The organism is Sphingobacterium shayense (assembly GCF_013179575.1).
Classification (GTDB): domain Bacteria; phylum Bacteroidota; class Bacteroidia; order Sphingobacteriales; family Sphingobacteriaceae; genus Sphingobacterium; species Sphingobacterium shayense.
In genome coordinates, this window is the sequence record NZ_JABMCQ010000099.1 from 1 (window position 1) to 14,650 (window position 14,650).

13 protein-coding genes are annotated in these 14,650 nt (G+C 39.1%); 9 read left to right on the forward strand and 4 right to left on the reverse strand.

The annotated features are described in order from the left end of the window. Window positions 1-564: ATP-binding cassette domain-containing protein (locus HP439_RS12130; protein WP_172390614.1), on the reverse strand; the 564-nt coding region annotated here is incomplete at its 3' end. A gap of 247 nt (window positions 565-811) precedes the next feature. Here HP439_RS12130 and HP439_RS12135 point away from each other — a divergent pair. Both HP439_RS12135 and HP439_RS12140 read left to right on the forward strand, forming a co-directional pair. Next, a complete protein-coding gene (locus tag HP439_RS12135; protein ID WP_172390604.1) occupies window positions 812-3,364 on the forward strand; it encodes an ATP-dependent Clp protease ATP-binding subunit in 2,553 nt (850 codons plus the stop codon). Window positions 3,365-3,525: 161 nt separating this feature from the next. Beyond that, window positions 3,526-3,912, forward strand: coding sequence for a hypothetical protein (locus tag HP439_RS12140; RefSeq protein ID WP_172390605.1), 387 nt, complete (start codon window positions 3,526-3,528; stop codon window positions 3,910-3,912). Window positions 3,913-3,950: 38 nt separating this feature from the next. Here the strand turns inward: HP439_RS12140 and recN are convergent, their stop codons facing one another. Beyond that, window positions 3,951-5,612 (reverse strand): DNA repair protein RecN, encoded by a 1,662-nt coding sequence (gene recN, locus HP439_RS12145; RefSeq protein ID WP_172390606.1) that lies wholly within the window; start codon window positions 5,610-5,612, stop codon window positions 3,951-3,953. Between the two features lie 210 nt (window positions 5,613-5,822). Between recN and HP439_RS12150 the strand changes: the two genes are divergently transcribed. From HP439_RS12150 to HP439_RS12160, 3 genes are all read left to right on the forward strand, one after another. Then, the gene (locus HP439_RS12150) at window positions 5,823-6,473 is read left to right on the forward strand and encodes a SprT-like domain-containing protein (RefSeq protein ID WP_172390607.1); all 651 of its coding nucleotides are present in this window, start codon (window positions 5,823-5,825) and stop codon (window positions 6,471-6,473) included. A gap of 68 nt (window positions 6,474-6,541) precedes the next feature. Then, window positions 6,542-8,206, forward strand: coding sequence for a M28 family metallopeptidase (locus tag HP439_RS12155; RefSeq protein WP_172390608.1), 1,665 nt, complete (start codon window positions 6,542-6,544; stop codon window positions 8,204-8,206). 76 nt (window positions 8,207-8,282) lie between these two features. Next, on the forward strand, window positions 8,283-8,699 hold the full coding sequence (locus tag HP439_RS12160) for a hypothetical protein (protein ID WP_216657839.1): 417 nt from the start codon (window positions 8,283-8,285) through the stop codon (window positions 8,697-8,699). A gap of 183 nt (window positions 8,700-8,882) precedes the next feature. On the opposite strand, the gene HP439_RS12165 is transcribed toward HP439_RS12160, so the two are convergent. Continuing rightward, window positions 8,883-9,143: a hypothetical protein gene (locus tag HP439_RS12165; RefSeq protein WP_172390610.1), complete on the reverse strand. Its 261-nt coding sequence runs from the start codon at window positions 9,141-9,143 to the stop codon at window positions 8,883-8,885. 132 nt (window positions 9,144-9,275) lie between these two features. Here HP439_RS12165 and HP439_RS12170 point away from each other — a divergent pair, with 132 nt between their 5' ends. Continuing rightward, a complete protein-coding gene (locus HP439_RS12170) occupies window positions 9,276-9,809 on the forward strand; it encodes a hypothetical protein (protein WP_343043541.1) in 534 nt (177 codons plus the stop codon). Here the strand turns inward: HP439_RS12170 and tamL are convergent. Beyond that, complete coding sequence (gene tamL, locus HP439_RS12175; protein WP_172390611.1) at window positions 9,806-12,157, reverse strand: translocation and assembly module lipoprotein TamL; 2,352 nt, start codon at window positions 12,155-12,157, stop codon at window positions 9,806-9,808. The two genes, HP439_RS12170 and tamL, sit on opposite strands and share 4 nt — an antisense overlap. Before the next feature lie 6 nt (window positions 12,158-12,163). Between tamL and HP439_RS12180 the strand changes: the two genes are divergently transcribed. From HP439_RS12180 to HP439_RS12190, 3 genes are all read left to right on the forward strand, one after another. Beyond that, entirely contained in the window at window positions 12,164-12,919 is a 756-nt protein-coding gene (locus HP439_RS12180) for a TrmH family RNA methyltransferase (RefSeq protein ID WP_172390612.1), read from the forward strand. A 6-nt stretch (window positions 12,920-12,925) separates the two neighbouring features. Continuing rightward, a complete protein-coding gene (locus HP439_RS12185) occupies window positions 12,926-14,092 on the forward strand; it encodes an MFS transporter (RefSeq protein ID WP_343043542.1) in 1,167 nt (388 codons plus the stop codon). 43 nt (window positions 14,093-14,135) lie between these two features. Then, window positions 14,136-14,650: AI-2E family transporter (locus tag HP439_RS12190; protein ID WP_172390613.1), on the forward strand; the 515-nt coding region annotated here is incomplete at its 3' end.

Sequence of the window (14,650 nt, forward strand, 5' to 3'; positions counted from 1 at the left end):
TGGTTCCTGCAATAGCAAACGACAAAGTGCCACTCGCCTACGCTCGCCGCCTGACAAATTGACAACAACAGAGTCTGGGTCCGGACACCGTAAAGCATCCATTGCACGTTCCAATTTAGCATCCAATTCCCAAGCATTTGTCGCGTCAATCTTATCTTGCAATTCCCCCTGACGTGCAAGTAACTTATCCATTTCATCGGGGTTTTCATAGACTTCAGGCAGGCCGAATTTTTCGTTTATATCTTCATATTCTTGCAAAATAGCTGTTATTTCAGCAACTCCCTCAGAAACAACCTCTTTAACGGTTTTTTCAGGGTCTAAATCGGGTTCTTGAGCCAAATAACCAACAGAATAACCCGGTGAGAAAACAACTTCACCTTGATAAGACTTGTCTAGTCCACCGATTATTTTGAGCAACGAGGATTTCCCGGACCCATTTAATCCAATAACACCAATCTTTGCCCCGTAAAAGAAAGAAAGATATATGTTTTTCAAAACTTGTTTTTGCGGCGGGTAAATTTTATTTACACCCGCCATTGAAAAAATTATTTTCTCGTCAGACATACACGCGTTTAATTGCTTTTTTGTACAAATATAGTCATTTTTCATTCTGTTGGACTGCCATTTTGGTACTTTACTCGCTATGGCGTAATTGTTGATAAATTCTATCTCGGAATAACTATTGGTTTTATAATTTATTTTTTACATTTATAAAACAGAACGTATACCCTACCCCCGAGGCTGAACTCATTGCTTTGGCATGGGGGAGGCAATTAGAAGATCCATCATATATAAAGGAAAGGTTTAATACATGGAAGCAAAATTTTCACCACGCGTAAAGGATGTTATCTCCTACAGCCGAGAAGAAGCACTGAGACTTCGTCACGATTACATCGGCACAGAGCATCTTTTGCTCGGGTTGATTCGTGAAGGAGATGGAGTTGCAATTAAAATATTGAAAAATATTGGGGTTGACACAGGTGCTATCAGATTATCAATTGAAGAAGCCGTTAAAGGTTCTTCAATGTCACGTGCCCCTATCGGGAATATGCCTTTAACAAAACAGGCAGAAAAAGTACTCAAAATAACTTATTTGGAGGCTAAAATATTCAAGAGTGATATTATCGGCACTGAACATTTACTACTTGCGATCCTTCGCGATGAAGAAAACATCGCGTCACAGGTTTTGCAAAACTTCAGCATTACATATGATCTATTTAAGAATGAAGTAGAACAAAATAAAACGACCATTACAGATGAAGCTCCTAACTCACCGGCAGGCGATGATGACTTTGCCGACGACGATCAACAATTCTCTGCACCCAAGAAAGTGTCCGACATCAAATCCAAAACACCTGTTTTAGACAATTTTGGACGAGACTTAACAAAAGCAGCTGAGGACGGAAAATTAGATCCTATAGTCGGTCGTGAACGAGAAATCGAACGAGTTTCGCAAATTCTTTCTCGTCGTAAGAAAAACAATCCGATTTTAATCGGTGAGCCAGGCGTCGGTAAATCTGCGATTGCTGAGGGTTTAGCTCTACGTATCGTTCAACGAAAAGTATCACGCGTTTTATTCAACAAGAGAGTAGTGACATTAGATTTGGCTTCGCTCGTTGCGGGAACCAAATATCGGGGGCAGTTCGAAGAAAGAATGAAAGCTGTTATGAACGAACTCGAGAAATCACCTGACGTTATTTTATTTATCGATGAGATTCATACGATTGTTGGCGCAGGAGGGGCGTCTGGCTCCCTTGATGCATCCAATATGTTTAAACCAGCATTGGCTAGAGGCGAGATTCAATGTATCGGCGCTACTACTTTAGATGAATACCGTCAGTATATTGAAAAGGATGGAGCTCTAGACAGACGTTTCCAAAAAGTTGTTATAGAACCAGCTTCGCATGAAGAAACGATCGAGATATTAAACAGAATCAAAGATAAGTACGAAGAGCATCATAACGTTACGTATACGGACGATGCAATAGAAGCGTGCGTAGCGTTAACGACGCGCTACATCACTGATCGTTTTTTACCCGATAAGGCAATCGATGCGCTTGATGAAGCAGGTTCACGTGTACATCTTAACAATATCCATGTTCCACAATCAATAATTGAAATCGAGGAAAAAATCGAAGAAGTTAAGGTTGAGAAAAACAAGGTAGTTAGGAGTCAAAAATACGAAGAAGCTGCAAAGTTGCGTGACACCGAAAAGAAGCTATTAGAACAACTAGAAAAAGAGAAATCTGCTTGGGAAGCAGAGACAAAATCTAAACGCTATGCTGTAACAGAAGATAATGTTGCCGAAGTAGTTTCGATGATGACAGGGATCCCGGTTCAACGTGTGAACCAATCTGATAGTCAGAAATTACTAAACATGGGTGAATTAGTGAAAGGGAGAATCATTGGCCAAGATGACGCTGTTCAGAAGCTAGTCAAAGCCATACAGCGCACTAGAGCCGGTTTAAAGGATCCTAAGAAACCAATCGGCTCCTTTGTATTTCTAGGCCCTACTGGCGTAGGTAAAACGGAGTTGGCAAAAGAATTAGCACGTTTTATGTTCGATTCGGAAGACGCTCTAATTCAAATTGACATGAGCGAGTATATGGAAAAATTTGCTGTATCACGTTTAGTCGGGGCGCCTCCGGGTTATGTCGGTTATGAAGAAGGCGGTCAACTCACCGAAAAGGTACGCAGAAAGCCGTACGCTGTTGTTCTACTAGATGAGATTGAAAAAGCCCACCCTGATGTTTTTAATTTGCTTCTGCAGGTATTAGATGAAGGTCAACTAACAGACAGTCTAGGTAGAAAAGTAGATTTTCGTAATACGATTATTATCATGACCTCCAATATCGGAGCTCGTCAACTAAAAGAATTTGGCCAAGGGGTTGGTTTCTCGACGTCAGCTAAGGTAAACCAAGCTGATACACACTCACGTGGTGTTATAGAGACAGCACTTAAACGCGCTTTTGCTCCAGAGTTCCTAAATCGGATCGATGACGTCATCGTATTCAATTCTTTGACAAAAGAAAACATCTTTAAAATTATCGATATTGAGCTACAATACCTATTTAATCGAATCCAAGGATTGGGTTATCAAATATCCCTCACCGATAAGGCAAAAGATTTCATTGCCGAAAAAGGATACGACACTAATTTTGGTGCACGACCATTGAAGCGTGCAATCCAAAAGTACCTTGAAGATCCTATTGCAGAAGAGATTCTAAAGGGCGAGGTGAAAAACGGTTCCAAGTTAAACATTGACTATGATGACGATAAAAAAGAAATCACGGTAAGTGTAGTGAATCCTGATATTTCCCTTGAATCCGATGTTGAAGGCACCGATAATAAAAAGAAAAAATAGGCCGCCGTAAAAAAACACCAGTATCTCGCTGGTGTTTTTTTTTATGGCGTGTTTTTTGCTACTTTATTTAAACCATTAACATAATTTAACGTCTTAGTAATAAAGCATCGATATATTTACTATATAATCACGACATTATGAAAAAAATTCTCTTAGCCTTATTGCTTGGAACCGCAGCCTTAGCTACTACATCAAGCTGTACCAAGGAGTACATTACTAACTATCTCCCAAGCCAAACTATTATATTTGAACGTGAAGAGGGTGACTGGGAAGGGGCCGATAATCAGGCACACTTGGTATTACCGGTTCCTGAATTAACTGACTATTATATAAAACAAGGCGTGGTTACTGTAGCTTATAGTTATGATAACGAAGGTACTTATCATGCTATCGGCACGAAAGAGGGCGTTGCATACAGCTATGAATATAGTGTGGGTTCAGTTACCATCACCGCACAGGATCCAATTCTTGAAGACGGAAAGTTTGTACCAGTACCTGAAAAGATGTTCATTAAAGTAACACTCACAGATGCTGATTGGGTTGAGTAACTAGTCTAATTAGGAACTAAAAACGGTCTTGATCGTTTTTAGTTCCTAATTAAATCCATTGCGTGTTTTAATGCTGACTCACCGGGATTCGCCCCACTTAGCATTTGGGCGACTTCCATTACACGCTCATTTTCGTTTAACAGCAAAATATTAGTTCTAGTCTTTTCCCCTTCATCTTGTTTAGAAACCTTAAAGTGTGACTTTCCTTTAGACGCAATTTGTGGCAAATGAGTTATCGCCATAACCTGCATATTCTCAGCGAGATTTTCCATGATATCTCCAACTTTCAGAGCTACTTCTCCAGAAATCCCCGAATCTATTTCATCGAAAATAATTGATGGTAATGAAGAGGATTGCGCAACTAAAGACTTCACAGCAAGCATCACCCGAGACAACTCACCTCCCGATGCAACCCGATGTATCGGTTGTAATGGTTGTCCTTTATTTGCTGAGAAAAGAAATTCGACATCATCACAACCATTATTCTTAAATTTTTCTATGGACAATGGAGTTAAGTTTATTTCCAATTGCGCATTTAACATTCCCACCTGCGCAAGCATACTTTGTACATGATTACAAATATAGCTTAAAACAGCAACACGCGCGTCATGTAACGCCTCCCCATTACTTATAAGCTCATCATAAGAATAATCCAATTGCTTTTCTAAACTTGCAAGGTGCTCCTCCTGATTTGCTACTGACTGCAGCTTCTGGTCTAGTTGCTCCTGTATTGTCAGCAATTCAGAGATCGTATCGACCCGGTGCTTCTTTTGCAAACCGTAAATTAAATTCAATCTTTCCGTAACAAATTGTAGTCTACTTTCATCGGTGGTAACGGCTCTCTCGATATGAGAAACCTCCGCGGAAATATCGCGTAGTTCTATAAAAGCACTATTTAGCCGTTCAGCGAGCGGTCCAATAGTTGGTAGGTATTGGTGGATTAGGTGTAAATGATTAAGGGCTTCTTTAAGTAAAACGGTTACCGAACGTTCTTCATCTTCCAGCAGCATATTTGCCCCAAAGAGTGCTCTCTTGATTTCCTCAGCGTTTTCTAATTGACTTATCTCAGTTTCTAACAATTCTTGTTCATCAATCTGCAAACGGCTCTCAAAAAGTTCGTTAAACTGGAATTGATTAAAATCCATTTCCACATTTGCCTGTGCAATTTGTTCTTTCAATTGCTCGAGTGCGGATCTGGATTTCTTGTATCTCAAGAAACTGTCCCGAAAAGTAGACAAAAGCCTATCATTTTTTGCAACACTATCGATAACCATTAATTGAAATTTTTCGGTATTCAACTGCAACGTAGCATGTTGTGAGTGAATATCAAATAACTGTTCTCCTAATAATTTTAGGACATTGAGTGTAACAGGCGAATCGTTAACAAACGCACGCGATTTCCCGTCGACAGCAATTTCTCTCCTGATGATTGTATCTTTATCGTACTCAAGGTCATTTTCCTTAAAAAAATCCGCTAAATTGTAGGGTGCAACATTAAAAAATCCTTCAATCACACATTTCTTAGTGTCATCAAAAAAATGCTTTCCATCCACCCGATTGCCCAAAATCAATCCCAAAGCGCCCATAATAATGGATTTACCGGCGCCAGTTTCACCTGTAATTATATTTAATCCCTCGTCGAATCGAATATCAAGGTGTTCTATCAATGCATAATTCTTAATAAAAAGTCTTGTAAGCATATAATATTAATTATCGCAATGTTTCCTAATCTATGGTATTTGTTAAGGTGCAACTTGAGGTATGAATCAAATACATTCTGAACAAAATTTGAATACATGGCCAAACCGCCAGTACGTATCCTGATACGCAACCAAAGATAATTATTTTCAATGAGCTTGTGGAAATTCCTTGGAACAGAATATCAAATTAAAATTTTATGTTTGTATCCTATGTCGGATCTAGCAATTAAACTAAGTAAATTTCTACCAGGGGCAGCGGCTCCAATTATTGCCAAATGGATAACAGACACAGGTTGTCAATTCCGAATTTCTAAAGCGCGTTCAACCAAATTAGGAGATTACCGAGCTCCTTTCAGAGGAGGTCCGCATAAGATTTCCATAAACTACGACCTCAACCCCTATGCATTCCTAATGACAACAGTACATGAGTTTGCACATCTAAAAACATGGCAACAATATAAGGACCGGGTTAAACCACATGGTGAGGAGTGGAAAAACAACTTCAAAGAACTTGTCGGACCGTTTCTCCACCTTGATATTTTTCCAAATGACGTATTGAAAGCTATTGTACGGTATATGGAAAATCCAGCGGCCTCTAGTTGTACAGACGTTAACCTTTTTCGCGTGTTAAAAACATACGACAAACCAATCATAGGTCGTTTAACAATAGATTCCATCTTAGAAGGAACCAAATTTTATATTAAAGGCGGCCGCCTCTTTCAAAAAGGAAAAAAATTGCGAAAACGATACATTTGCGTCGAACTTTCCACAAATAAAGAATATCTTTTTTCACCTATCGCAGAAGTATACCCACTACAGCTAGAAGGCAGTCAAAAGAACGATTTAGGGCTAACCATATAGCACCTAGTAACGAGTAAAAAAATGGGAAAATATGCTTAATCCAAAAATACTCGTATTTTAGTGTGTATATGAAAAAAGCATTACTTTTGAACTTGGCGACTATAGCTTTATTAGCGTCATGCCGATCCACTGGAAACAATGTCTATGACTCTAGCACTGTTGATTCAACAGCACTTGCTGCAATTGAAAAAGCAAGCTTAGTGAAAAACATAACCACCCTCTCCTCCGACGATTTTCTGGGCAGAAAACCATTTACAAAAGGAGACACATTAACAGTTCGCTATATTGAGAATCAATTCAAATCTCTAGGCTTGGCTCCGGGAAATGGAGACTCCTATTTTCAAGAAGTTCCGATGGTCTCAATAAACTCCTCGCCGAAGAGGAAAATACTCACTTTCACCGGAAAATCAAACCAACAACTCTCGATTCACCATCTTGATGATTATGTGATCGGCAGTAAACGCCTTAAAGAAAATATAACGATTGAGGATTCCGAACTAGTATTCGTAGGGTTTGGAATTATTGCTCCCGAATTTGGGTGGAACGATTATAAAGGCCTTGATGTCAAAGGAAAGACAGTTGTGGCGATGGTGAGTGATCCAGGAAAATACGACAAAAACCTGTTTAAAGCGGATACAATGACTTATTATGGCCGATGGACCTACAAATTTGAAGAAGCAGCGCGACAAGGCGCCGCGGGTGTGTTGCTAATCCACGATACAGATGCAGCTAGCTATGGATGGAATGTCGTGCGATCGGGATGGACTGGTCCACAGTTAAATTTAGATAATCAAACAAATGAGTCGAATACAACAGCATTCGAAGGCTGGATTACGGCAGAAACAACAAAACAACTTTTTACATTAGCGGGTAAACCAATGTCTTTACTTGATGAGGCAAAAAAAACAGGTTTCCAAGCAGTGCCTTTAGAAATAAAAACATCAGTTAGCTTAACAAATAAAATACGAAAATCAAGTTCTAACAACGTAATTGCGACACTAAAAGGTTCGGAGCGACCAGACGAAGTAATCATATACACAGCTCACTGGGATCATCTAGGTACGGGAGAAGCAATCGAGGGAGATTCTATCTACAATGGTGCGATAGACAATGCGGCGGGTGTTTCGGCATTATTTGAAATCGCAAAAGCGTTTAAAGCGGCAAAAAGTCAGCCTGAACGATCAATTGCATTTTTAGCTGTCACCTCTGAAGAAGAGGGTTTGCTTGGCTCTAGCTATTACGCAGCAAACCCTATCTACCCGCTTGCAAAAACCGTTGCTAATTTGAATATGGATGCGTTTAGTCCTTTAGGCGAGACGAAAGACGTTTCAATTGTAGGAATCGGCCAAACCGAAATCGAAGATTACGTCGAGATGTCGGCTAAAAAATTTGGACGCATAGTTAAGGGTGAAAGTAACCCCTCTTCTGGAGGATTCTTTCGATCAGATCACTTTAATTTTGTAAAGGTTGGTGTCCCAGGTTTGTTCATGGGAAGTGGAAACGAACTCCTATCAGCCGATACTGCCGCGATCAAAATTCGTAGAGAAAAACTAGCGGGCCGTTATCATACTGTTCACGATGAGATAGATGAAAATTGGGATTTTGAAGGTATTTTAGCAGACATACGCCTATTTTTCGATATTGGCTATACAATGAGTATGGAAAAAACATTTCCGAATTTTAAATCCAAATCAGAATTTAAAGAAATTAGCGATAAGAGGCTAGTAAAATAGTACCTTTGTGTCGTTAGTTAAAAGCGGCACATTTAAATGTGAAGAATATTAAAAAATTAAAATTATGTTAACCGGAATGAAACATTTACACTCGACGATTGCCATCGTTCTTCTATTGGCATTAGTTATCGTATTGATAATTACCCTGATCAACTACTTAGGAAACAAACCGTATAATAGAAAGATTGCTTTAATCGGCTTTATTTCAGCTCACATCCAGCTGTTACTAGGTTTAGTTCTTTATTTCATATCCCCACTAGGAGTACAAGCCTTTTCTAGTGAAAACATGAAAAATAGTCTTTCTCGACTTTACTTTCTGGAACATCCATTAATGATGGTAATCGGCATCGTCTTAATAACTATTGGTTACTCGAAGGCAAAAAAATTAACTGATGCCAAGAAAGCCAACCAAACTATACTTATTTTCTTTGGATTAGGTCTGATATTAATCCTGTCACGGGTTCCATGGACTACGTGGTCTCTCTTTGCTTAGATATAAAAACTTAGCCGGCAGAAAACAAGTTTCTGTAACTTGATTAAATACAAAAACAGTAATAAGGAGATCTTATTACTGTTTTTGTATTTAATCACGATTCTTTTGCATTTATTTAAAGGCTAAAAAGCAAAAAAGCTCCGGGATTTCTCACGGAGCCATAATATTTTATAAAACTAAATATTAATTTTTGTTCTTCGCGAAGCCCAAAATTGCGAAAACAGTTTTGAAAACTATTAATGTCGCAATTATCATTGCAACATTGGCAATCAATGAGAATAAAAATGTCATTTGTCCAAGAGCGGGAACAACATCTGGGAGAAATCTAATAAATACACCCACTAAGCCAATAACAACTGCTACTGTCAGGGTTACATAATATTCGGTGCGATTCGCATTATTATCTGTCTTCTTTGCGGGTCTTGGCGACACTGTATTTTCCATATCAGTCAATCTTTTAAAACGTATCGCAAATGTACGGAAGAAAAGCTTAAAAGTAAAAATTATAAACTCAAAAAAACGTGGTTTCATGATTTTTAATTAATATTGTATCAATTAGATGTAGTTAGAATTTCAGTGAAGAGAATAATCCAGATGATTTTGTTTACGATCACATCGATCGTGTATTGCCACGCTCAACAGCAGCGTATTGAAGACTTTATAGTAAAAGAGAATCTTACGCAAAATGGTAAACTCGCAATTGTTGTTGTTGATAGTATTGAAAAACCGCAAGAGTCAATAAACGGAGTTTTCTCATTCAATTTAAACGGGTTCCAGCAGCAACTCAATTTTCACAATGGCGTCGGGGTGGTACAACAGCCTTTAGAAACCTCCACATTTGTTTTTTTTAATCATAAAAATCAAGAGAAATCAATTGGACAACTTTACTTTATACATAAATCGGAGAATCAACTTACCCCTTACAAAATATCAGGTCTTTTATTGCTGATCATCCCTATCGTAATTCTATTAATTGCTTACCTTTTTAAAAAGTTCATTGTCACGTTAGTGATATTGGGATTAATATACGCATACGTTCATTACGCAAAAGGATTAGATTTTTCTCAAATCATAGAAAGTATATTCCACGCTATCCAATCTTTTACCTAAAAAGGCAACCCAACACTGAAGTTGTACTGGATAAAATTATATCGATCAGGACGATGAGTCTCATAGAATATGCTTTTAAATTTTTTCGCGTTAAACAGATCCTTAATCACCCATTGCTCACCCGATTCAAACTGAGGATCTTTCAATTTTAAGCCTGCATCCAGCCTTATAATAAAATAATCCATATCAAAACGGAGTCCAAACCCGGTACCCAATGCAATCTGTGATAAAAATTTATCCGCTTTGAAGGTGCCATCATTACTTATTTCGTTATCTTTTAAAAGCCAAATATTTCCTGCATCTAAGAACGTTGCTCCATTCAACTTCGCGCCTAAAAAATTATTTAATATTCGGAAACGGTATTCCGCATTGGCTTCAAATTTAAGTTCTCCAAGCTGATCGAGATTTCTTAAGTTTAATCTTAATGCCTCAGGTAAATCAGATCTATTGTAATTACCCGGTCCGAGTGTACGAGCCTGCCACGCCCTAATACCATTCATACCACCCGCGTAGAAACTCTTTTCAAATATCAACAACTCGGAGTTATTGCCATATGGGATAGCAATCCCTGCATTCATTCGAAACACCAACTGCCGATTTCCTCCAAGATATTTATATAAACGATAATCCACTTCAGTTTTAGCGAATTGTAAATAAGGCACACCAAATAACAAGCGTTCGCCTTCTGCAGATCGATCAAGTTTAAAGAGGTTCGCAGTCAGGCCAATCAAATTACCACTGCTCTCCAACCCCAATCTAAAATAGCTAAAATCCTCTAATCGCAAAAGTTTCTGCGCATTATAGGTAAAAGCATACTGCGCGCCCAATCCGAAATACTCTCGATTATTACTGCGCACGTAAAGGAGGTAGCCCTCGTCTTCTAGACGTTGAGCAAATTCGCTATTTAAACGCCCTAACCGATATTCTAATGAGATTGGTGTGAGACTATGCTGTGAATATGCTCTGCTATACCAGATATAGTTTAGGGAATTTGTAAAATATCTATTAGCGTATGTTGCGTCTTGTTGGAACAATTGAAGGGTACTTGAAAATGTTGTTCGAGGTAACCCATACGTGCCCGTGCTAGAATTCTCAAAAGGTGTCATTAAACGCGGAACAGTAAGATTAATTCCTACTTGAAAATCGTTATTGAAAATTTTATTACTTAGTCCGCCGTCTAATCTGGGATCGAATAATACACCGTACCGAAGTTTAACATCAAGCTGTTCCGCACCACCGAATACGTTACGATGAGAAAAGGTGTTGCCAACATTAAACCCACTCATTCCCGAACTAAAGGTAAACTCCCCTTCAATTTGGTTAGCCATTACAGGGCGAGGCGTCAGTTCGTAGAAAACATTCAAGCGATTAGAATCTGTTTTCAGATAGTTGATTTTCACATTCCGAAACCCATTCATTTCGTATAACCTATCATACGATTGATTTTCCTTTTTCAAGTTATACAGCATTCCAGGTCGGACATACATATACTTAGATATTGGTGGTAAACGAAACCGACCTGTTTGATCTTCAAAAGCAATATTTAACGTACTATCAAAGTATGACTTCGGTTGCCGATTTCGAGTTTGACCAAAAGGAAGTAATACAGTTGTGAACACGCTATCAATATGATAGACGGCATGCTCTACGCTATCTGATGGATTGTCCACGGTGATATGTAGATTCGCTTGTTTGGCGGTAGTTACGGTATCTATGCCGACACGCATATATTGACGTAAGTAATCATAGTAACCGTTTTCTTTAAGCTTATTATAAAGATATTCCCGGTCAGCGAGTAGGTCAGCGCTATTGAATTGCTTTCCAGTTTTGATTGCCGAATGTGGAATGACTACTTTTTCATAAATACCTCGAATATTTTCATCATCTATTTTATGGGTTACTGTACCTAAACGAAATGGTTCCCCGAGAGAAATGTCAAAGTTAACCCGCGCCTTTTTCTTTCTGGTAACGACTTTAGGTACTACTTGAACATTAAAGTATCCCTTCGTCTGTAAGAATCGGTTTATTTGTTTAGATGATAAATCTACTAATGATGAATCTAATATATGAGGAGGTTCTCCAACATTGCGAATGCCATCTCTCTTATAGCCACCATTTTTCGTATTAAACAAATTGTAAATAGCGAGGTTTAGCCGAGAATTAGGCTTAACTTCGTTGGAAATATAAGCTGAGGCATTTTCTCGCAGATTAAGAGGAATACCCGAAACGTTCACATCGGTCACCAACGCTTGATCATCATCGAGGTATTTTGCGGATCGACATGATGCGAAAATTAGCAACAAAAGCGTTATACTTGCATAAGCAAAAAAACTGTATTTCTTAATCATTAAGCAATGTTATCAAAAGCGCAAATCAGTTTAATTACGTCTTTGCATCATAAAAAATTTCGCAAGCAACATGGACTTTTTATTGTCGAGGGAATCAAGTCTGTTTCGGAATTTATCTCATCGACCTATCAAATACATAGTTTATATGTCACACCTGACGCTCGGACAAAAATGAACAATTTACCTCAAAATCTCAAATGTATCGAGGTCTCCGAAAGGGAATTCCTAAAAATAACGACATTAGCATCACCTCAGGGCGTACTGGCTTTGGTCAATATGGCACCGATCGCGGACCTTGACCCGGAAAAGATCAATCACACTCATAGTATAGTTCTAGACGATATACAGGATCCTGGAAATCTGGGCACAATCATTCGTACTGCTGAATGGTTTGGAATCAAGACAATCATCTGTTCTATTGGTACGGTTGACGCGTTCAATCCAAAAGTTGTCCAAGCGACAATGGGATCGTTGGCACGAATCAGTATTCATTACACAGATATTCATTCCTTTATAGAGAGAAGTGGTCTTAAGACGTTTGGAGCACTTTTGAGTGGACAATCAATTTACAAGACAGATTTTGGCGATAGCGGGTTAATTATCTTAGGAAATGAAGGGAATGGCATTAACGAAGCAATTATTAAACAAGTGGATCAAGCTGTTACGATTCCACGTATTGGCAGTGCGGAATCGCTGAATGTTGCAATTGCAACAACAATATTCTGCTCCGAACTAACCCGTCAAAAGCTGTACCAAAAATAAACAGCAGTGAATAGCTCGTCGTCTATCTATACCCTTCCCTTCGCTCTTCTGTGCCTTAGTTCATTGCTTTTCTCGACGAGCTTCAACATGATTATCCCTGAACTTCCCAATCACTTAAGTCAGATGGGCGGTGCTGAACACAAAGGATTAATTATAGCGCTTTTCACCTTAACGGCTGGGATTTCTAGACCTTTTAGTGGTAAACTAACAGATAAATGGGGTCGTGTACCTGTCATGGCTGTCGGTTCTGTTGTTTGTTTCTTCTGCGGTTTTCTTTATCCCGCTGTAAGCTCTGTGGCCGGTTTTTTTCTCCTCCGACTCATCCATGGGTTTTCAACGGGTTTCAAACCAACAGCTACTTCGGCTTATATAGCGGATATTATTCCCTCCAACCGTTGGGGCGAAGCGCTTGGAATGCATGGTCTTTGTTTTAGTATCGGGGGCGCTATCGGACCTGCGATAGGAAGTTATATTGCTACGGCATTTGGAATAAATCCTCTATTTTATAGTTCATCCGTATTTGCTCTACTCTCGATCCTGATTGTAATGAATATGAAAGAGACGTTGAAAGTAAAAGCACCATTTTCTGTGGACATGCTACGCGTTCAACGATCAGAGATTCTAGAGTGGCGAGTATTACCCGCCGCCATCGTTACACTCCTATCCTATACCGGCTACGGAGTAATCTTAACATTAATCCCCGATTGGAGCGATCACTTAGGTATTGAAAATAAAGGAGTTTTTTTTAGCGCATACACCATCTCGTCGATCGCCATTCGCTTCGTCTCTGGAAAAGTTGCAGATCGCTATGGGCGTATACGCGTTATGTATGCTGGAACCTTTACCGTCGCGGTAGCAATCCTAATTATAGGATTCGGAGACACTGTCAACGGATTGATTTTGGGAGCCGTGATCTATGGAATTGGTACGGGGATTCTTTCTCCAGCAGTAAATGCATGGACAATTGATTTAAGTTTACCACAACATCGTGGTCGCGCCATGGCAACTATGTATATTGCATTAGAAGCTGGTATTGGTATGGGTGCCCTTGCGGCGGGCTATGTATATGCCGACGATATCGCTCGGATTCCAGGAATTTTTATTACAAATAGCGTGATTATCATACTTGCTTTTTTTTATGTACTGTATTGGAATCAAAGAAAAAAAGTGTAATTTGATCGAGGTTATTCAACAACTGATAATAGCTCCGTAAATTATGGATAATTCGCAACATAAATTCCCTTACTCATTTAGTTTGGCAGCGACATTGGTTGCTACCGCAATGACATTACTTTTTATGTATGCTACCCAAGGCGTGCTTATTCCTTTGCTTTTTTCCATACTTATTTCAATAACCCTCTATCCAATAACACGATTTTTTGAAAGCCTTCGTGTTGGTAGAGCCACCGCAGCTATACTCTCTGTTATTGTCGCAATAACGGTTATTTGGACTATTGGTTGGTTCATCGTCCATCAGAGCATTATCATTGGAAAAGATGCTTCAGCGATTACCGAAAAGGTTATATCGGTGTTTGAACGTGCCCAAAACTGGATTGAGCAATCATTCGGCATCCAACGGACCGAAATGATGAACAAACTGCAAGAACAAGGAAACAAGCTCCTTTCGAACGTTGGAAGTATGGCTACAGCAACCTTCGGATCTATTGGAAACATGCTTGCTAGCGCAATTTTGGTCCCGCTTTTCAGCTTTTTTCTCTTATACTACCGGGT